The sequence below is a fragment of the Candidatus Borrarchaeum sp. genome (genome assembly GCF_019058535.1).
Classification (GTDB): Archaea; Asgardarchaeota; Sifarchaeia; order Borrarchaeales; family Borrarchaeaceae; genus Borrarchaeum; species Borrarchaeum weybense.
Window position 1 is genome coordinate 1 of record NZ_JAHPYX010000254.1, and the last position, 20,284, is coordinate 20,284.

The 20,284-nt window shown below is 34.8% G+C and carries 17 protein-coding genes; 5 read left to right on the top strand and 12 right to left on the bottom strand.

Annotated features, from left to right (window positions below; translation table 11 throughout):
- The 3 genes from QVB70_RS15410 to QVB70_RS15420 all read left to right on the top strand — a co-directional run.
- The coding region (locus QVB70_RS15410; protein WP_287588091.1) for an SDR family oxidoreductase at positions 1-818 on the top strand (818 nt) is incomplete at its 5' end.
- Positions 815-1,669, top strand: a complete 855-nt coding sequence (rfbD, locus tag QVB70_RS15415; protein WP_287588094.1) for a dTDP-4-dehydrorhamnose reductase — start codon at positions 815-817, stop codon at positions 1,667-1,669. The genes QVB70_RS15410 and rfbD, both read left to right, overlap by 4 nt.
- Before the next feature lie 71 nt (positions 1,670-1,740).
- On the top strand, positions 1,741-3,084 hold the full coding sequence (locus tag QVB70_RS15420; protein WP_287588097.1) for a hypothetical protein: 1,344 nt from the start codon (positions 1,741-1,743) through the stop codon (positions 3,082-3,084).
- A 114-nt stretch (positions 3,085-3,198) separates the two neighbouring features.
- Here the strand turns inward: QVB70_RS15420 and QVB70_RS15425 are convergent, their stop codons facing one another.
- From QVB70_RS15425 to QVB70_RS15440, 4 genes are all read right to left on the bottom strand, one after another.
- Complete coding sequence (locus QVB70_RS15425) at positions 3,199-4,434, bottom strand: alkaline phosphatase family protein (RefSeq protein WP_287588099.1); 1,236 nt, start codon at positions 4,432-4,434, stop codon at positions 3,199-3,201.
- A gap of 29 nt (positions 4,435-4,463) precedes the next feature.
- Positions 4,464-6,026 carry a flippase gene (locus tag QVB70_RS15430; RefSeq protein ID WP_287588100.1) on the bottom strand — a complete coding sequence of 521 codons (1,563 nt, stop codon included), beginning with the start codon at positions 6,024-6,026 and terminating at the stop codon, positions 4,464-4,466.
- Positions 6,027-6,210: 184 nt separating this feature from the next.
- Complete coding sequence (locus QVB70_RS15435) at positions 6,211-7,683, bottom strand: sulfatase (RefSeq protein WP_287588101.1); 1,473 nt, start codon at positions 7,681-7,683, stop codon at positions 6,211-6,213.
- Positions 7,684-7,832: 149 nt separating this feature from the next.
- Complete coding sequence (locus QVB70_RS15440) at positions 7,833-8,987, bottom strand: NAD-dependent epimerase/dehydratase family protein (RefSeq protein WP_287588102.1); 1,155 nt, start codon at positions 8,985-8,987, stop codon at positions 7,833-7,835.
- Between the two features lie 349 nt (positions 8,988-9,336).
- Here QVB70_RS15440 and QVB70_RS15445 point away from each other — a divergent pair, with 349 nt between their 5' ends.
- Complete coding sequence (locus QVB70_RS15445; RefSeq protein ID WP_287588104.1) at positions 9,337-10,029, top strand: glycosyltransferase family 2 protein; 693 nt, start codon at positions 9,337-9,339, stop codon at positions 10,027-10,029.
- 155 nt (positions 10,030-10,184) lie between these two features.
- Here QVB70_RS15445 and QVB70_RS15450 read toward each other — a convergent pair whose 3' ends face one another.
- The 6 genes from QVB70_RS15450 to QVB70_RS15475 all read right to left on the bottom strand — a co-directional run bounded on the left by QVB70_RS15450 (position 10,185) and on the right by QVB70_RS15475 (position 17,881).
- Positions 10,185-10,562 carry a hypothetical protein gene (locus QVB70_RS15450; protein ID WP_287588106.1) on the bottom strand — a complete coding sequence of 126 codons (378 nt, stop codon included), beginning with the start codon at positions 10,560-10,562 and terminating at the stop codon, positions 10,185-10,187.
- Positions 10,563-10,597: 35 nt separating this feature from the next.
- Positions 10,598-12,118 (bottom strand): glycosyltransferase family 39 protein, encoded by a 1,521-nt coding sequence (locus QVB70_RS15455; RefSeq protein ID WP_287588108.1) that lies wholly within the window; start codon positions 12,116-12,118, stop codon positions 10,598-10,600.
- A gap of 162 nt (positions 12,119-12,280) precedes the next feature.
- Complete coding sequence (locus tag QVB70_RS15460; protein WP_287588110.1) at positions 12,281-13,183, bottom strand: polysaccharide deacetylase family protein; 903 nt, start codon at positions 13,181-13,183, stop codon at positions 12,281-12,283.
- A gap of 47 nt (positions 13,184-13,230) precedes the next feature.
- Positions 13,231-14,184 carry a hypothetical protein gene (locus QVB70_RS15465; protein WP_287588112.1) on the bottom strand — a complete coding sequence of 318 codons (954 nt, stop codon included), beginning with the start codon at positions 14,182-14,184 and terminating at the stop codon, positions 13,231-13,233.
- 73 nt (positions 14,185-14,257) lie between these two features.
- Entirely contained in the window at positions 14,258-15,433 is a 1,176-nt protein-coding gene (locus QVB70_RS15470) for a glycosyltransferase family 4 protein (RefSeq protein WP_287588114.1), read from the bottom strand.
- A 264-nt stretch (positions 15,434-15,697) separates the two neighbouring features.
- Positions 15,698-17,881, bottom strand: a complete 2,184-nt coding sequence (locus QVB70_RS15475; protein ID WP_287588116.1) for a CDC48 family AAA ATPase — start codon at positions 17,879-17,881, stop codon at positions 15,698-15,700.
- Between the two features lie 270 nt (positions 17,882-18,151).
- Here QVB70_RS15475 and QVB70_RS15480 point away from each other — a divergent pair, with 270 nt between their 5' ends.
- Entirely contained in the window at positions 18,152-18,646 is a 495-nt protein-coding gene (locus QVB70_RS15480; RefSeq protein WP_287588118.1) for an FAD synthase, read from the top strand.
- Between the two features lie 36 nt (positions 18,647-18,682).
- On the opposite strand, the gene QVB70_RS15485 is transcribed toward QVB70_RS15480, so the two are convergent.
- A complete protein-coding gene (locus QVB70_RS15485; protein WP_287588120.1) occupies positions 18,683-18,889 on the bottom strand; it encodes a hypothetical protein in 207 nt (68 codons plus the stop codon).
- 116 nt (positions 18,890-19,005) lie between these two features.
- On the bottom strand, positions 19,006-20,172 hold the full coding sequence (locus tag QVB70_RS15490) for a pyridoxal phosphate-dependent aminotransferase (RefSeq protein WP_287588122.1): 1,167 nt from the start codon (positions 20,170-20,172) through the stop codon (positions 19,006-19,008).
- Positions 20,173-20,284: the final 112 nt, after the last annotated feature.

Genomic DNA, 20,284 nt, shown 5'->3' on the forward strand with positions numbered 1-20,284 from the left:
ACGCTGTGATGGATCTAGCAGCCCTCTCCAACGACCCTACAGGAGAGTTAGACCCAGAGAAAACTATGGCGATAAACTATAATGGAAGAGTGAGAGTAGCAACCCTTTCAAAAAAATACAATGTTGAAAGATATATTCTAGCCTCTTCTTGTAGCATTTATGGGTTTCATGAGGGGATTTTAAATGAAAACTCTTCAACAAACCCTCTGACAACTTACGCTAAAGCAAATTTACAGGCTGAAGAGGATATCCTTCCCTTAGCGGCTGAGAAGTTTACAGTGACAGTCTTAAGACAGGCAACAGTTTATGGACTATCTCCGAGGATGCGGTTCGACTTAGCCATAAACGGTATGACTTTAGGGTTCTTCAAAAACGGTAAAATACCGATATTGAAAGATGGTACCCAATGGCGACCTTTCGTCCATGTTAAAGACACAAGCAAAGCTTTCATTCTAGCGATGGAATCGGAAAAAGAAGATGTTGGTGGGGAGATATTTAATGTCGGTTCTAACGAGCAGAACTATCAGATATTTAATCTTGCAAATCTTGTCGCAGACGCTGTAGGGTTACCTTTTCAGTATGAATGGTACGGCTTTCCTGATAACCGAAGTTATAGGGTAAGTTTTGATAAGATTGCTAATATATTGAAGTTTAAACCGGATTACTCTCCAAGAGAAGGAGGAAAAGAGGTTTATGAAGCACTAAAGGAAGGCCTAGTTAAGGACGATTTAAAGACCATTACTGTGAAATGGTATAAACATTTGCTTGAAATGCACACGTATATTAAAGAAGTTGAAATGAACGGGATGATTCTATGAAAGTGGCAGTAATAGGAGCGAAAGGGCAACTGGGCTCCGATCTCGTTAAAGTTTTTGATGCAGATGAAGTTATAAGTTTGACACATGAAGAAATAGAGGTTGAACATTTAGATAGTTGTAAAATTTTCAAAAAAAGCACCCCTGATGTAATTGTTAACACTGCAGCTTTTCATAAAACGGATGCGTGTGAGGATAATCCCGAAAAAACCTTTTTGGTGAACACTATAGGAGCAAAAAATGTTGCTGAGACCTGCTCTGAACTCGATGCCATCTTGATTTATATAAGCACAGACTACGTTTTTGATGGAAATAAAGGCGTTCCCTACAACGAATATGACACACCAAACCCGATCAACACTTACGGGATATCTAAGCTTGCCGGGGAGTTTTACACGAAACTTGCTGAAAAATACTATGTGGTTAGAGTAGCAAGCCTGTTTGGTGTAGCTGGTGCAAGTGGTAAAGGCGGCAACTTTGTTGAAACAATGATAAGCAAGGCTAGAAGCGGTCAGGAAATTAAGGTTGTGGATGACATAGTAATGAGTCCTACCTATACGAAAGAGGCTGCTATTATGGTGAAGAATATTGTGAAAAACGCGCTTCCTTTTGGGGAATATCATGTAACGAATGATGGGTACTGTTCGTGGTATGAGTTTGCTAAAACAATATTTGAACTCTTAGGGACGGACGTAGTTCTACAACCTATAAAAGCTCGCAGCCTAAACTTAAAAGCGAAAAGGCCCGCATTTTCAGCCTTAGAAACTGTCAAACTTAGAAAACATGCCCTCGAAATGGACACTTGGAAAGAAGCTCTAAAAAAATACCTAAAAGAAAAAGGACAAATCTATTAGATGTAGAGGTTACTAATCGTTCTTATTTTATGCACACTATCGAAAAAGTATATTTTTTGCGAGGGTACACATTGTCTGCACGAATAAATCTAGACATAATTTTCTTCGAAAATGCCAGAATCAATGAATTAGTTAAAAATCAACTTCAAATAATTTGCACACGTGTTTTAGAGAATATACCTAAAGATATCTGTTCTTTAATATTATGTGGCGCAATGTCGCGGGGTGAGGGGAGTGCAATAATATCCGAAAACAGAGTAAAGATCATAAGTGATTACGATTTTCTAGTAGTTGTAAAAAACGGCGATCTTACGGCCCTCCAAGAAAAATTAAGACAACTTTCAATCGATTTAACAAAAGAATTGAAACTCGGTTTCTTGAGTTCTGTAGAAGTACATCCTATCACAAAAGCATATTTGAAGTCACTTATTCCAACAATTGGAAATTTTGATCTAAAAAGTAGTGGAATGATACTGTATGGAGAAGATGTATTAAATTTAATTCCTAATTTTAGTCCGAAGGAAATACCGAAATGGGATGCATTAAAAATTCTTTTTAACCGTATTTGCGGACAATTATTGTCTACTCCCCCAGATATTTTCTACAATGATAAGATTCCAGACAATATACTCGAAATGAATGCATATCAGACTACAAAAATGTTTTTAGATGTTTGTACATCTCTCCTTGCCTTTCATGGGAGATTTATACCGAGTTATGTAGGACGTGTTAACGAATTAGAAAGATTACTTGATATTTCACCTTCTCTTAAGGAGATAATCCCTTCATCTACTTTATTTCAAAAATGGTTAGAGTTCAAAAAATATCCGTGTTTAAATACTCTTTCACGTATCTCTACAGATTCAGGTAAAACTCCAAGAGAACAATGTTTGAAGGCTTGGCTAGATGCCACCGAACTAATTTTCTCCGTATTATCCTATGAAATTTCTTCGCTTCTTAGAAGAAAAATAACTGGTCTATCTTTTGAGATTAATAATATTATAAGATTGACGAATACCATATTTCAAAATGAAAAACTGGTTTTTCATTCGTATAAACGCGAGCTTCTAAGTTATATTAATACACATAAGAGTTTTTGTCTTAAGCATCCTATAAAAACTGTAAACATGCTTATTTCACAGATTTTTCCGAGATCTCTTATGTATTTGGCTCTTTTATTGGTCTACTTTTCTACAAAATTCATAGTTCGTGGTGATATACGCGGAAAATATTTGTTAGACTATTCAAGGAAATATTTACTCTTATTGCCTCATATGAAATTTCCTTTCTTCGAGAATGCTCTAAGTTCTTGGAACACGTTAAGGATTGAAGGACTAAAACTTCGGTCTGAACTCTTTGATGAATCATTCTTCGAGAATAGTGAGAATTGTTCTAATTTTCTTAGGCCCTCTTAAATATAAACAGCGCTTCATTTCTCTGCGAAACTTATACACTGCACAGTTTCTGAGTATATTATCTAATTGTTTATAAACTATTTAAAGCCACTATAAAAAATTCAAAAAGCATCGTCAAAAATCTGTTTCATTAAGAGAGAGGATCGATTTTCCCTCTATAAATTGTGCTACCTTCTCTTTGATAGTATCTACATTGAAGCAATCAATGATTGTTGGAAATATATCTATTATTTTAATTTCGTCTTTTAAAATCTCTATTCCTGAATCTGAATTTTTGAAGAGAAAAAATCCATGCTGCGTTTGATCCTCTGGAATATATCCATGCATTGCTTTATCTACATGAAATCCAGTGTAATAATTTGGAATAAGTAAGATTCCTGGATTTGTAATAAAAATCAATTCACCATAGTCTTTCTTTATGAAGTTAAGTCCGTATTTAACTAATTCTTCTTGGTATAATACACGTCCTTTTTGAAGTCGATTTAATCTCGATTCAATTTTTAGCCTAGCCCTTTTATTTAAAAACCAAAATCGTGCTATAGTGGAATCATAAAATGGGATATAATCAAAAAACTCTCTTACATCAATTGAACAGAACACTTTCTTGATACTAAGGACGCCCGTAATGTCACACATACCATGGTCTGATAAAATAAAGATATTCCACTCGTCATGCGTTTCAATGAATCGTTTTACTAGTTTTTCTACTGCATTATTGAGCCATTTTGTATGATTTTTTCTTTGTGGAGAACTTACACCATATTTATGTGTTATTGAGTCAAGTTGAAAAAAATATACAAAAAGAAACTCCTTCTTTAATGAGGCTATCGACTTTTTAAAGACGTCAAGGTCTGTTTTCTCTTTTGGATATCCAATATAACGAAATTGTATGTTATATTCTCTTAAAATATCAAAAAGAGTAGGGATGTTTCCTAATGCATTTGCTTCAAAAGCATTTCTTTTTAGATGATTAAAAAAACCTAAAAGCCATAGCGGAATATTTCTGGGGCGCATATGTGTTGATCCACTAATTCGCTTCGTCAGTCGTTTTATAGCAACCCTTACTTTATCATATAATTTCCTGTTGAGCCTATATGAGATATATGTAAACGGTGCTACTGCTTTCGTCCACTTATAAGGTGAGTTTGTTGTAAAATAGTACGATGCCCACACACCATTCGTTCTTGGATAGGTACCCGAAACTATAATTGGATGTAATCCGCTACTATATCCTAATGTAGGTTTCATTCTTAATGCCTTACTGAAGTTTAAGAGAAATGGGGTTTCTTCTTCAGAGAGGTAGTCATAACGAAAACTATCTATCATTATTACTAAAGTACTCTTGAACAAAGAACAGCACCTTCTGGTAATAATTAACTTCAGCGCAATATTTTTCTTAAGACTTTTATGCCCTTTCGAAGTATGTGCGCAATTAATTCATGTCTTATTTTAACTAATTCAATTGTCTTTATATCTTCTTTTATAAGTGTTGACGTCAGCACTACACTTATTAAAAACAATGTAAGTGCGCCAAACAACTTTATTATAGTATATAAGATATAGTTTGAAAGTAGAGGTAACAGCAGAACGCTTGACGAAATAAGCAGGCACATTACAGGTTTAATGAAATTAGAGATTGGAATATGAACAGAAATTTCCCGATTGGTAAGAGATATAGCCATTACAATTGACACAAACCAGCTTATAACGACAACGATGGGGACTATTATGTAACCATAAGGAGGAACCAATAGAAAAAGCAATACAACAATCATGACAGATCTTAGTGCTGTTGGATATAATACAAAGTCAAGTCTTTCGAAGGTTAACAAAACTGCTTGCATTGGTGCGCCTATGATCCTAAGTATACTCACTAGCGATAATATTTGGAGGAGTGGAACTGCAGGTAAAAATTCTGGTCCAGCAAGGATGATAATAAGTTCTCTTGCAAAAACGATTATGAGCATTGAGAAAAACGTAGAAAATACCATTAGATACTTTATCATAGAACTATATGTTTTCCTCATCAAAGCGATATCGTCTTCCGCGTATATTTCTGACATCGACGGGAGCAATGTTGTATAAAAAGTATAGCCCAGCATTGAGGGGCGATTTGCAATGTTATATGCATATGAATAATATCCAACAACATCTGGCGTGAGATAGTAGCCTAAAATAAGATAGGGTGCCTGTTGATATATTGTATAAAAGACGTAGCTAATACTATAAATTATACTGAATGAGAAAAGTTTTTTAAGTCCATTATCATCATTACTTTCTGGTTTTGCATGAATAAAAGGAAGTTTTTTGCGAATGAATAAATAGCCAATTATGCTTGTGAATCCACCTGCGATGATTCCTCCTGCAATTACTCCTGGGACTCCATAACCAATAAAAAACAATAATAAACTAAGTGCCATCCTACCCCCAGTGTTAATTATGATCAAAGTTGAATAACTCCCAAAAAACTTCAAACTCTCAAAGAGTGAACCTACAAATCGATTTGCTACTTCCACAGAAATCGAAAAGGCTGTAAGTGTGATCAATAACGTTAGCTCAGGACTATTAAATACAAGATTTGCGATCATATCGGCTGTAATGATAATAAGAACTGTTGAAATACTGCCGACTATTAAATGCATTATTAGACCTTTTTTATAGATGTCTTTTGCAATTCCGTATTCTTTGCTAGCAATATAATATGCAAGGTGGCGAATCATTGCTGGTTTTAGGCCTGAAAGGACAACTCCTGACATAATGCCTATTAAAAAGGCAATAGAATTTGCTAACGCAATTAATCCAATGTTTAATGGCCCTAATAGACGTGCAAGAACTGCTCCATATACTACACCCATAATTGTGAGTGATATTTTCTGAATCATTAATGCTGAGGATCCTCGTGCAATATCCCGTGCCACTTTTGATTTTCTCGAAGTTGTCATAGGGTTTCCTCTTCGAAAAGATATTTTCAAAGTTTTATAGTATAGATCGAGATCTCATTTTTCTATAAAAAGAGAATTCTGTTTTTTAGTAGTATTGATCGTCGCTCAATGACTTTCACACCTAATTTTTTTTTGTAGTTTGATCCTTCTTTAGTATTATTGTCAATTAATTCACAATGGTATGCTAGTCTATGTAGCCCAATGCTCGCAACCTTGCCGTGACTGCTTCAATATCTTCCTCAGAAATTTCTTTTCTCTCGCTTGTTTTATCTTTTTTCATCGCTTCTATTCGTTTACTGAGATCTTCTGACTCTCTTATTATTTCAAATAACTTATGTTCCAATTCTTCTGCCTTTTCAGGCATTAGTTGTATTATATTTTTTCTTTCTAAGGGATCGTTGTTCAGGTCATAAAGTTCTTTTTTCTCTGTTTTCTTCCAATAAACGAATTTATAGCCTTCCTGTGTCTGAATTGCCTGTATACCACCGAGCCTTTCAGTCTCACTAAAGGCCGCTTCGTCGTATGACGCTTCTTTTTCTAACAAAGGTAGTAAACCTTTACCCTGAATAAAGTTATCACAAGGAATATTTGCAAATTCTAAGAGTGTTGGCATCAGATCAATCGATCTAACTAGATTTGATACGACTCTTTTTGAGGTCATATTGCTGTGATAAATGATTAAAGGTATTCGTAAAACTTCATTGTAGATGATTTCACTATGTCCTACTAAATCATGTTCCATAAACCCTTCCCCATGATCTGCGGTGAGAATTATCATCACATTTTGCATAAATCCTAATGTTTGCAGCATCTCAAGCAAGAAGCCAATTCGTTGGTCAATATAAAAAATGCTTCCATCATATAGTGTGATCATATGTTGAATATCTTCGTCTGAGGGAGTAAATCTGCCATAATTTATATCCAATGAAAGTTGTTTGCTCATATTTATTCGAGAATCAAACTTTCCAAATAATCGATTATAGGGTTTCTTGTTATGATAGGGAAAATGCACATCGAACGTATGGATAAACAAGAATATTGGTTTTTTAAAATCTCTATTGAGGAACGAAAATACTTCAAAATTAATTAAATCCATTAGACTGAGATTAGCTTTATAGATATCAAAGCCCCTGTCAAGTCCAAAAATAGAATGTGTGTATCCACCTCCCGTGAATCCAGCTGTTATATAATCTCCCTCTTTCAATTTTTCTGTCAGCGTAGGTATCATGTCCCTTAAGCCTATTGCATCAGTTCTGCTTGAAATTCTAGCGATATCTTGGCCAAATTTTCCTCCTTTATCTGCGCCGTGGACACCTGGATTTACAGCAGTAAACAGACTCCCAATAGATGGTTTAGTCCATGGGGCTTGGCAAATGGCATTAGTAAAGATTGCTGAGTTTTTAGCCAATTTATCGATGTTTGGTGAAGTATTTCTATGATATCCATAGCAACCTAAATGATCAGGTCTCAAAGAGTCTATTGAGAGTAAGAGTATATTTGGATGAATTGAGAGATATTTAGGAGGGAATATTTTCGCCTTTATTCTCTCTATTTTATGCTTTATTGACCGCGCTTTTATAATGGCAAACAAATAAAATTCATACACTCGTTTATTTCTCAGTATTTTTCTGAGCAAATAGCGTCTAAACCGTTTCATATAATTCCTCAAATTCTTTTATGAGAGGCCCAATGATTCTCAAAGACAAAATTTGCAGTTTCAACTTATATGTGCTGACCTATCAGGTCAGATTAGTATTAGAAGAACATGCATCTGAGACTATAGCTGTGATTTTCTTATAAGTAGCCCTAAGACAAGAGTTTTTTATTTTCCAACTCTTTGTGCGCCTCTTCAAATTTATCTGTAAATTCTCCAGCCTTGAACATCTCTCTTGACCACGCTTCAAACTGTTGTAAACCCTCTTGAAGGGTATATTTCGGCGTAAACCCTAACTTCCTTTTAATTAATGAAATATCTGCAAATAAGTGACGAACATCACCTTTTCTATAGAGATAGTTAATCTCTGGAGAAATATTTACATCATACGCCTGAATTAATTCACTTGCCAGTTCAGTTATTTTAATTTGCCTTCCAGTACCCACATTCATTGCAAGATAATTTCCATTGTTTTTCTCTAGTGCTAAAAGGTTTGCTTGGACAATGTCTTTTACATAAATGAAATCCCTTGATTGTAATCCATCTTCGTAAATAATAGGAAGTTTATTGCTTAACAATCGCGTACTCCATATGGAACATACTCCAGAATAAGGGTTTCGCATAGATTGACGTGGTCCATAGGTCACGAAGTAGCGTAATGCTATTGTTGGAATTCCATATAATTTGCCTATCAGGAGGCACATCTCTTCTTGTGTCCTCTTAGAAATTGAATAAACACTTGCCGGTTTAAGTGGTTTGCTTTCATTAGTAGGCAATGGTAGGGCTGTTTTTCCACAATTTGGACATTGAATTTCCCAGATTTTCTGTGTTAATTGTTGTTCCGCTCTTATATTGGGGTAAATCACACCGCACTCTTCACAGTCATATGTCCCTTCACCATAAACAGCCATCGATGATGCTAGAACTACTTTTTTTACATTATGCTCCTTATTTACGAGGATATCCAGTAATTTTGCAGTTCCACCGCAATTTGGATCAATGCAAGAATGTATTTGATACATACTTAAACCTAATCCGCCAACTGCCGCCTCATGGAATATGGCGTCAACTTCCTGAATACATTCAAAGAGCACCTTTTCGTTTCTAACATCGTTATGCACGAATTCTATATCTCCTTGTAAGCTTTCTATGTTTTTAGGACGAGTAGCATTATTTCCATGTGTCGTAGACTCTAAATTATCTAAAACAAAAACCATATGACCTTTATCTGCCAATGCCTCTACAATATGACTTCCAATGAAGCCAGCACCACCTGTGACCAGGATTTTTGAATATTTTGCACACAAATTACGAACACTCCATAGATCATTCACATGAGTCGTCTTTACCTTATTGTGTTGCGAACATATGATATCGTTTCTTTCTAGTGGATATTTAGGACAATCCAACTGTTACTGTCAGTCCACTGAATACGTGCCATAGGTCGCCTATTGCATTTAAAAATGTTAGCAATTAACAACCTTTGTCAATGATTATATAGATGTAGAACAAAGATTATATAATGTTGAAACATGACGCTTTGGTAAATTAGAATGTTTAAAAGAATGATGTTATTCCAGTAATCCTGCTAGTTAAAGAAATAAAGTTAATTAAAAGTATCAGAGATTTTGTAAAAAATAAACGAATGAGGAAAAGATGTACAAAGAAAATAAAGTTCTATTAATGATGCCGGCTTATAATGAAGAAGGCAAAATCGGTAAGGTGCTGAGTAAAGTACCAAGAGAGCTTGTAGATGAAATATTGGTAATCAATGATGGCAGCACAGACAACACAGTTGATGAAGCAAAAAGATATAATGTCACCATTATAAGCCTCAAACAAAACAAGGGCCTAGGAATCGCATTCAAAATTGCTTTTGCTTATATTAAAAAAAAGGGATTTGATATAGGCGTAATTATGGGAAGTGATGGCCAAGATGACCCGAGGAGGATAGAAACTTTCCTACAAGGCATTGTAGATGATGATTTTGATATGATACAAGGGTGTAGATATTTAGTTACAGTAAAAAATATACCTTTATTTAGGCTAGTAACCACGCGATTATATTCAATAGTTTTTTCGATTGTTGCAAAAAAATGGATAAGAGATGCTTCAACGGGTTATAAAGCGTTTAAAGTCGCTTTACTAGATAAAATAGATTTTTCGGCAGAGTGGCTGAACGCTAAGTATGGTATTGAACAACATTTCCTAATACAGACCATTAAGAAAGGATATAAAGTGAAGGAAATCCCGGCAAAAAAGCATTTTCCTAAAATTGGATATTCTAAAATGAGGCCTCTTGTTGATTGGTTAAATATGTTAAGACCTATATTCAAAAATTTATGGTAACGGCGAATTGTAGCCCAAAAGTAGAGTCTTTTTTTGTTATTTTTACCGAGAAACAGAAAAATTGTAATTTTTCAGGATTTTAAATGATATTCCAACTCCCGAGATTGTTTTAAAAACTAATGTGAGCAGCTTCTTAATGATAGTTCTTAAGAATTTTACTTAAAAGCGGAAGTTTTAATGAAAGACACTACAATAGAAATTGCAATTAGTAAAGTGTGCAACAATGTAAGTGCCCATATCTGAACTAAGCTGACAATACTTAGGACAAAAACAAATAATCCAGTAGTTAGTAAACTTATTATAATGCTGATTGTTGTAATCTCAACTACTTCAAGTTCTAATTGACCGAAGAGCAAAACCTTAGTTACTGTGTATCCCGGCAATATGAACGTTAGCACGCCAATATAGTATTTATAGTATAAACTCAATTCGGAAATCAGAATTGCGGGCACCATTGTTGCAGTTAGCCCAATGATAAGTATCCAGTCTACTTTTTCTCTAATAAATCTCGACTTTTGTGACATGTAAGGCATTTATTTGCACTCCAAATTTCATTTTTTAAAGAGTCTCAGCAGATCTTGTATACTACAACAACATAACCTATGGTATCTTCAGCCTTCTCAAATACTAGGTGAAAGTTATTAGGTACTTCCGTTTGATAGAGAAATTTTCTATAGAGGGGAGATTTCTGCCCATATCTAGTATCTATAATAAAATAATTAACACTGTTCTCGTCAAAAAATTGTAATAGATTTGTTTGTTCTTGCTCTTTTAAAGGGAGAACAACAACAGTTCTTTTAGAATGAAAACGTGTTGAACCCTGGATAGGAGCCGCAACTATTGCATCTTCATTAGAATTTTCATTTATCCAAAGGCAAGCGTCTTTATACGCTCTCGCTCCTCCTTCAGAGATTTGATTTCCTCCAATGAGCGAAAATGTGCCAAATGATGATGCACTTGAAAAGATTATTATAAAAAGAAGGGCAAATACCGTGAAAGAATTGTGAGCAACGTCTTTTTTTGAAAATAACTTATTCATATTTTCATAACTGCTCTTTAAAAAACCGATACTAAATGAGATTAAGAATGGTGTAATCGGGAATATATATCGAATTCTGCTGTGCAATGACACACCTGTATATAATGCGTGAAGCGTAAAGTGAATACATATCCATAGTAGAAGAAAAATAAAGAATTCTCTGTTCTTTTTGTGATCTTTTTTCAATATAATATAACTTATAGAAAATAAAACACCAATTGATGTTACAAGGAGTACTAAGACTTTCAGCGATGCCGTTATTCCGCCTGCTAGCTCCCGAAAAGTAATAGCTAGATGAAATTCGGTTGGTCTAACGTAATACTGTGTATATCCTTGATGAAAAGGATTCCCAAATAGAACGGTCTTAATATAAAAATCGGGGAGAAGAACTATGAAAATCATAAGTATAGCAATTAAAAGTCCTTTTTCGTGCCTTAGATTTCCGATTTTTAAGAAGATAAAGATAAGAAAACAAAGTATGAGTAATGCGCCAACATACCTCGTTAAATAAACAAGACCCATAAAAAAACCAGCAAAACCCCACAATACTTTGCTATTTTCCGTTCTATTGATAATCACAAATACTAAAAGTACAACTAATGTAAATAATCCTTCTGTTAGAACCATATAGCTTAGCCAAAAGACCCCGGGATTAAGAGATAGTAAAAAAGCCGCTACCACACCCCACTTTCTTCCAAAAAGTTGTTTATTAAACATGTAAAACAATGGAATCAATAATGTTGCGACAATAGTGGAAGTTAGTTTTCCTGTGAAGAAACTAAAACCAATAAAAAGACTAAATGCTGCAATAATGCACTGATAAAGTTCACCGTGAAAAAAAGAGACTCCAACGCCTCCGTTTAATATGTCTTCGGCAGCAAGAAGAAAATGGGACTCATCTGCCCAAGTCGCCTGATGATTTTGCAATATAAGGAGTCTTGAGACAAAAAAAAGAACTGAAATAATTGATACTATTAAAGTAGATCTTTTCTCGAAGAGTATGGATGTACCCGTAAGAGCTCTTGAGAGTGTAGTATGGGATTTGTTCATCTAGATCACTATAGGTCTTCACTTTATAGTGTGGCTAAATTGTGGTATTATATCCAAATAAGGTTGTATATCATTTTCAAGTAGAAAAGGGTGTCCAACAGTGATTAATTGAATTGCCAAATATCCCTAAAGTTGGACAAATCGTTCCACATTAACGGCTAGTCATTCCTTATTAATATTTTTCCAATCGGAAAACCTAGATGCTATTGTAGAAATTGAGGAAAAGTACACTCCGTCATATTGTCTCATAAACTCAATTAAGGTTTTTAAGAGTGTTATTCTCTCTATGTACTTTCCCGTGCGTCCTGGATGTAAAAGTAGGACATAAACACCTTTCTGTTCATAACAATACTCAAAAGCAAGTTTCCAAATGTAAAGGATTTGATCCAAAGTATTTGAGTTATCATATGCTATTGAATCAGAAGGATATATCCAGGGGATTTCTATTATCATTCTACCATCCATTTGAATAACATATGGATACGGATATTCTGGAAAGAATTGTTTAAGGTCTTTTGGGGGGGAAATCGGTGCGGTTGTCACAGTGCCAATTGATGAATCAATATAGATTTCAGATAATAACAAATTCTCAAACGTATATTTGTTATACGATTTGTGACCATCACAATATGGTGCTCTAAAACTTGAGGGGTATTTTCCTGTTGTGCGGTAAATAATATCTTTAGATCTTTGAATTTCATCTAATTGGGCCTCTTTAGATATCTCTGTGAGCAGTGGATGAGTGTATGTATGACTGCCCAAATCAAATTTATGGGCAATCCTTTTAACAAGAGCGGGATATTTTTCGCACGTCTCACCTTTAAGCATAAATGTTGCATTGATGTTTTCAGAGTCAAGAAAGGATATGAGTCTGTTAAGTTGAATTTCATCACCCTCCGCATCAAAAGTCAATGAAACTACAACATTGGCATCTTCAGCAAACCATTGATTCACAGGTGCACTTTCAACAGGAGGTGATGGAAAAAAAAGCAGTGTGTTATGTAGATTGAAAGTACCAAATATACAGATTATGATTAGAACCAAGGGAACGTATTTTATTTTCATCAATTTAACTCCTTTAGTGGACTCTTTTGTTTTGAAAGGTGTTGTTTTCACTGCGTTCTAATATATAATTCTTCTAAACCTCCTATAAATAAAATTTCAACTAACAATGTTGCTTCAAGTGGAAAATAAAGCAAATAAAGAAACCCTAAAGTCATATAACAGATTCCATTCCTTAGTTTATAATCTTTAGTATTGCTAGACACCCCAAGATAAAATACATAGAAAATTGGGAAGATTATTGTTAGGATAAAAATCCGTAATAGTAATTCCTTAGTTAAATGAGATAATTGAAGATTAAACCTATGTAAATTAACTAGTAAAACAATTCCGGTAATTAGTATTATTGAGCTTACAATAAATAGCCAAAAAATGAATGTATTCCTCTCTATTTCGAAAAATTGTAGCAAAAACAGTGTTAAAATGATAATAAGAATAAAAGTGAGTAAAGTCCAAAGATTTATCGTCATCCCTAATGTAGGATTTATCATAAAGGGTAATTGAAAAGTTCCTATCTTCAATACTCCCAAAGTTAACATAATTTCATTCACTTGTTCTGAAATCAACACTATTAGAAAAATAATTAAAATTAACATAAAGTATTTTTGATTTTCTGCTGTTTTCCTTGAATAAAAATCTGCAGAAAATGAAAGAAATATAAGCTCTATAACTCCTATTGTCAAAGCAATTATTTGACTTACAACCACATCAGCTAGATTTAAAAAAAAAGAAAATAATGATTCGGAAAATTGAATTACTAATACTCCTATTAAAAAAACTGTTATAAATGTTAAGAAAAAGTAGAATGTTCTCTTAGTTTTTAAATAAGTTGTTAGCATACGATTTACGAGTATTATACTAAAAATAATCAGCCATATATAAAGCCAAAAGGATGAAATAACTTGAATGAGTATGGGAGAGACTAAAAGCATAATTAAAGCCATATATTCGAGATTTAACCTGTTTCTTGTTTCATCGATTAATGCCCTAAGCAACAGAACCAATAGCCTTCCCCATTGTTTTTTTTGTGCCTCCTTTCGTGAGTCTCTATGTGCTTTATTTTATATTAGTTTTTGATTAGGCACACAAATCATAGTTAAGATAGGTTTTAAGGTATTCATTTACTATTTTTTCCCAATCAAATCGACTCTCTGCTAACGTACGTCCATAGTCTCCCATTTTTTGAGCCATCTCTGGATCAAGTAAGATTTGAGTGATAGCATCCGCAAGTGCCTTTGGACTTTTAGATGACACTAATAGACCACTTTTTTTATCTGCCACTACTTCTGGGATTCCTCCTACTGAAGTTGCAACAACAGGTTTGCCTGAAGCCATTGCCTCAAGTAAAACAATTCCAAAGGCTTCATAAAGAGAGTGAAGTACGAATAAATTACAGCTTGCATAATACTGTGCAAGTTCATCATCAGGCACAAAGCCAACTAATTTTACATTATTTTCAATTTTTTGCATTTTGATCTGTCTTTCTATCTTTGCTTTTTCGGGTCCTTTTCCTACAATAACAAACTTTACTGAAGGTATTTTGTCTAGAACTGTAGGAATTGCATCAATTAAATATTTCAATCCTTTTCTTGGATGAAGACGCTGAACAGATAGAACCAATGGGCCTTCAATATCTAATTCTTTTTTGAGATCCTCTTTTATCTTTGGTGTAAATCGATGGATATTTACCCCATGGGGTATTATTTTGATGTTCGAAGAAACGCCCATAGCTTGTGCTCGCAGTTTTTGATCCTTACTACATGCTATTACTCTGGAAGAATTCTCCATAACCCTTACCAGAGTGTCATGCCATTTGGTAGAAACTGGATCGATAGGATCAAAGATGTCTTTTCCAAGCAGAGAAGTTATTACTGGAATCTTTAGTAAATTTCCAACGATTATTGCAGCAAGCCCTGTATCTGCTATAAAATGACTATGAATTATATGAGGACGTATTTTTTTTACTAATTTAAATAAAGATGGGATTGCAGAAAATGAAAAAATTGCTGGTATTTTTCCGAGTGTGATCTTTGATAGCTTTGGGAAGAGTCTGATATCTTTGAAACGATAAATTTCGATACAGTCTATTTTTTCGTATTTCTGTGTGCCCTTTTTTTGAATAGTATGGACAACCACTTCGTGACCTAGTTCAACGAGTCTTTTTGCAAGTTCATATGCCATTATTTCGCTGCCGCCTCTATGCGGCAAAAATGAAGGCATTGTCATTAAAATTTTCATGGATACACCAGTCACGCTCTAAACCTCTTCTTTCACGGATAATTTCAGAATTGTAGATAGGATTTAAGCCATCTAAATATTGCGAGCCCGATTTATTCTTTCTTAAGATTAGCTGACTTGATTGTGATAACGGCTTTAGTTTTCCTCAAAATTTAAACTTTTTCTTTTTTAAATGATCTCTTCTGATCTACCAGTCTTATAACTCAAAAAAAATAATTGCGAGTCTTCAATATTGAGTAGGGGAAAAAATCTTGATATGGGAAAATAAGAAAATATTTGTTAAACGAACTGAGGTTGTGCTTTGACTTTAGTTCTTCTAAAGTGTTCTGATTGTCTTTCATACCAGCGAATTACATCTGCAGTAACTGTAGGATGAATTTTCTTCATAGCATCGGTGAAATATTGTGCTTCAACTTCTTCTGCATCCTCATTGTCCCGTAATGCGAGCATTGCCGCCTCTCGGCATAAGGCTTCAATATCAGACCCCGCGTAGCCTTCTGCGGCATTAGCTAGTTTTTCTAGATCAACGTCTTCACTAATTGGCATTTCATGCGTATAAATCTTAAAGATTTCAAGACGTTCATTTTTGTCAGGCGGGGGTACTAAAATAAGCCGATCAGTCCTACCTGGTCTAAGCACTGCTGGATCTACTATGTCAGGGCGATTGGTAGCAGCGATCACTACAACATTCTGTAAAGATTCAAGACCATCAACTTCCGTCAAAATTTGGCTAATAACTCGTTCAGTTACATGAGAGTCGCCAAAGCCTGTACCGCGTCTTGGCACTATTGCGTCAATTTCATCAAAGAAAATAATCGCTGGAGATGCCATCCTAGCCTTTCGGAAGACTTCTCTAATAGCTTTTTCAGATTCGCCAACCCATTTTGATAAAACCTCTGGACCTTTGATGCTTATGAAATTGGCTTCGCTTTCTGTGGCAACGGCTTTTGCAAGCAAAGTTTTACCGCAGCCAGGGGGACCATATAACAAAATACCTTTTGGAGGTGCAATACCCAATCTCTTAAACGCTTCAGGCTTTTTTAAGGGCCATTCGACAGCTTCAATTAGTTCTTGCTTTACAATTTCCAAGCCACCTATATCTTCCCAATTAATGTTTGGCATCTCTATATGGACTTCTCTTATTGCTGATGGCTGTACCTCTTTTAATGCGTTTAAACAATCCTCCATATTAACTTCAAGAGTATTTAAGATTTCTGGAGGGATTACATCTTCTTCTAAGTTAATTTTAGGAAGATATCTTCTTAATGACTTCATAGCAGCTTCGCGACATAAAGCAGTGAGATCTGCACCTACAAATCCGTGAGTTATTTCAGAAATTCGAGTCAGTTGAACATCTTCAGCTAAAGGCATACCACGCGTATGAATAAGTAGAATCTCTTGGCGTCCAATTTTATCTGGAACTCCAATTTCTATTTCTCTATCGAATCTGCCTGGTCTCCTTAAGGCGGGATCTATGGCATTCACCCGATTAGTGGCGCCAACGACTACAACTTGTCCACGAGCCACTAATCCGTCCATTAAAGCTAAAAGTTGTGCAACAACTCTTCTTTCTACCTCTCCTGTCACTTCTTCTCGTTTTGGAGCGATAGCATCTATTTCATCAATAAAAACAATACTTGGTGAATTCTCTTCAGCTTCCTTGAAAAGTTGTCGTAGTCTTTGTTCTGACTCCCCGTAGAATTTACTCATAATTTCGGGTCCATTTATTGGAATGAAATGAGCATCCGATTCACTGGCCACTGCTTTTGCAATAAGTGTTTTACCACAACCAGGAGGACCATGTAACAAAACTCCTTTTGGTGGATCAATACCTAATCTTTTAAACAATTCGGGATGTTTTAATGGTAATTCAACCATTTCTCGAATTCTAATAATCTCTTCAGAAAGTCCTCCTATATCTTCATAACTTACTCTTGGAAAACCAGTGTCAGTGTCAGTTAATGGCTTTTCACTTACATTTAAGGAGGTAGCATCTGTTACAAGACAAATTCCTTTTGGTGTAGTCGATACAATGCTGAAAGGCATCGCTCTTCCTAAAATTGGGATAAGTACGGTATCACCCCGACATACAGGATATCCTAATAGTTTTCTCTTAACAAAATTTTCAAATCCATAATCGATCGAAAGTGGCATAGAAGTAGGTGCTATTGTGATAGAACGCGCAGCTTTAACATCTGCTTTTTTTATCTTTACCCTTTCACCTAGAGTAACACCACAATTTCTACGGATGATTCCATCCATCCGGATGATCCCACTTCCTTGATCCTCGGGGTAAGCAGGCCAAGCAATGGCAGCTGTTGTTTTCTTTCCTTGTATTTCTATAACATCACCTGTAGTGACACTTATGGAACGCATTGCCGCTCCATCAATACGAACCTTCCCACGACCTACATCTCTCTGTCGTGCCTCCGCAGTTTTCACGGTTATTATTTTATCGGCCAATTAAGGATACCTCCACTTATAATTAGAATGAATTATTCTTAATGCAAATTCTAATATGTTTATGCATCTACACTTATGATAACCACAGACGCTTTTTTAAATTTCGTTATCATCATTATTCTTGTAAGTCCAACCAAACGTCAACAATATCACTTTAAACTCATAACCTGTCTCTTCATCAAGAATCAAACTTCAATAGAATAAATACGATTTCATTCAAACTATATAGGGAGTCAAATCAGTTTTAATAGAATAATGTGGTGCTCTGTATTGTCAAAACCAATATTTCATTCAGAATCTGCTCGAAGGAAGCGTGTTTTATGTTTTGGTACCTTTGATATCCTCCATTATGGACATGTAAAATATCTAGAAGAAGCGAAAAAATTAGGCGGTGATTCTTCAGAATTAATTGTCGTTATTTCACGTGATTCTTCTGTGGAATCAATGAAAGGAAAAAAGCCTATTTTTTCTGAAGAACACAGAAGGGCTCTTGTAGCTTCGATAAAATCAGTTGATAAAGCACTTTTAGGGACAGAAGGCGGTGATAAGTTAAAGATTTTAGAAGAACTACGTCCAGATATAGTTGCAATTGGATATGATCAATGGCCTGCAATAACGTGGTTAGAAGAAGAATTAAAAGAGAGAAATATTGAATGTGAAATTGTAAGGTTATCAAAATTCGGTAATGAAGAATTAAATAGTTCATCTAAAATAGTTCGCCAAATTTTAAGACTTAGAAAGGATTGGACAGAAAATTCATCTTGAGAGAATTTAGAGAACAGAAAGCACGCTTAAGGATTGTTAAAGAGGCTTTCTTTCGGAAGGAGTTATACTATACTTGCAATTTGGGCAGCTGATTCTTCTAGAGAAATTGTCATCTTTAAAATAAACTCTTACTTTTAAATTAGCTCCGCAAACTCCACATTTGAAACCAGTAATTTCTTGTTCCTCTACTAAAATTCCATCTTCATCGTTGAAGGAATTATTGTTTTCATTTATGGAGTTCAAAGAAATTGCCTCAAAAGTTAGTCTGACAAAGGCACCAATTATTTATTAGATCTGCTTAAACATCAAGTTATAGCGATATATAGTTAACTTAACAGAAACTCTAGAATATCATATTTCTAAATTTCATCTTCCACGAATTCTTTAATTAGGGTTGCTCCATGACGTATTTCTTCTAGAGAATTGGCATAAGATAATCTTAGATGATATTCGCCACCTTTTCCAAATACTGTACCCGGTGCTGTTGCTACACCCTTTTCTTCAAGTAATTCTAATGCGAGTGCTTCTGATGTAATTTTTAGTTCGGAGAAGTCAGGAAATACGTAAAATGCACCTTGAGGTAGATTGCATCTTACGCCATTAATATCATTTAATAAACGCGTTATTTCCATTCTTCGCTCATTAAATCGCTCTACCATGCGCTTTACTGGCATTTGAGAGCCTTGCAAAGCAGCAACACCTGCTATCTGTACAAAACTAGTTGGACATGTAGTAGAATTTTGTTGAATTCGAATCATGTTTTTAACTAGCTCAGAAGATGCTACAGCATAACCCAAACGCCAGCCAGTCATCGAATAAGCCTTCGAAAACCCGTTTATGACTATCGTCCTTTCACATTCTTTATCTATAGCCAAAATAGTAGCTGCTCTTTCATCACTATTATATACAAGTTTTTGATAGATTTCATCAGAGAGAATCATTAATTCATGTTCAACTGCAAGTTGATAGATTTCGTTTAATACTTCCTTATCCATGACATCTCCTAATGGGTTACTTGGCGAATTAATAAGAATCATCTTTGATTTTTGAGTAATTCCATTATTCAATTTCTCTACAATGCTCTTATTATAAGCATCAACTGGAATTTGAACATCAACTCCACCTGCAATTTTTATTGAAGTAAAATAAGTAGGCCAAGCTGGTGTTGTAATTAAAACCTCATCTCCTGGATTTAACGTTGCTAGCATTGCAAGAAGAATTGCATGCTTTGCACCAGGCGTTACAATTACATTCTTAGGTGTGATTGAGACATCATCCTTGTTAGTGTCTTCCGCAATTGCTGTTAATAATTGGGGGATACCTTGGCTTGAAGTGTATTTCGTAAATCCATCTTTTAGCGCACTGATTGCAGCTTCTTTGATATGTAGGGGGGTATCAAAATCAGGCTGTCCTACTTCTAGATGTATTATTTTTCTTCCTTTTTGTTCTAATTCTTTTGACTTTGCAAGCATTTTCAATGTTCCAGATGGAGGAATATCCTTCATTCTCTCTGAAATAACGTTCATAGATTCTCACACTACAAATTTTTTTAAGAATGCAGTCAATTTTTTTGCTTAAAAAAGTAGATGCAACTTTTCAATCATTCCTTTAAAGAAAATATTATTAAAAGAATTGTGT

Excerpts from the sequence above, each read along its gene's own strand:
- QVB70_RS15445 (WP_287588104.1), top strand. The coding sequence starts at position 9,337 with ATGTACAAAGAAAATAAAGTTCTATTAATGATGCCGGCTTATAATGAA.
- QVB70_RS15490 (WP_287588122.1), bottom strand. The coding sequence starts at position 20,172 with ATGAACGTTATTTCAGAGAGAATGAAGGATATTCCTCCATCTGGAACA.
- QVB70_RS15455 (WP_287588108.1), bottom strand. The coding sequence starts at position 12,118 with ATGAACAAATCCCATACTACACTCTCAAGAGCTCTTACGGGTACATCC.
- QVB70_RS15430 (WP_287588100.1), bottom strand. The coding sequence starts at position 6,026 with ATGACAACTTCGAGAAAATCAAAAGTGGCACGGGATATTGCACGAGGA.
- QVB70_RS15450 (WP_287588106.1), bottom strand. The coding sequence starts at position 10,562 with ATGCCTTACATGTCACAAAAGTCGAGATTTATTAGAGAAAAAGTAGAC.
- QVB70_RS15435 (WP_287588101.1), bottom strand. The coding sequence starts at position 7,683 with ATGAAACGGTTTAGACGCTATTTGCTCAGAAAAATACTGAGAAATAAA.
- rfbD (WP_287588094.1), top strand. The coding sequence starts at position 815 with ATGAAAGTGGCAGTAATAGGAGCGAAAGGGCAACTGGGCTCCGATCTC.
- QVB70_RS15460 (WP_287588110.1), bottom strand. The coding sequence starts at position 13,183 with ATGAAAATAAAATACGTTCCCTTGGTTCTAATCATAATCTGTATATTT.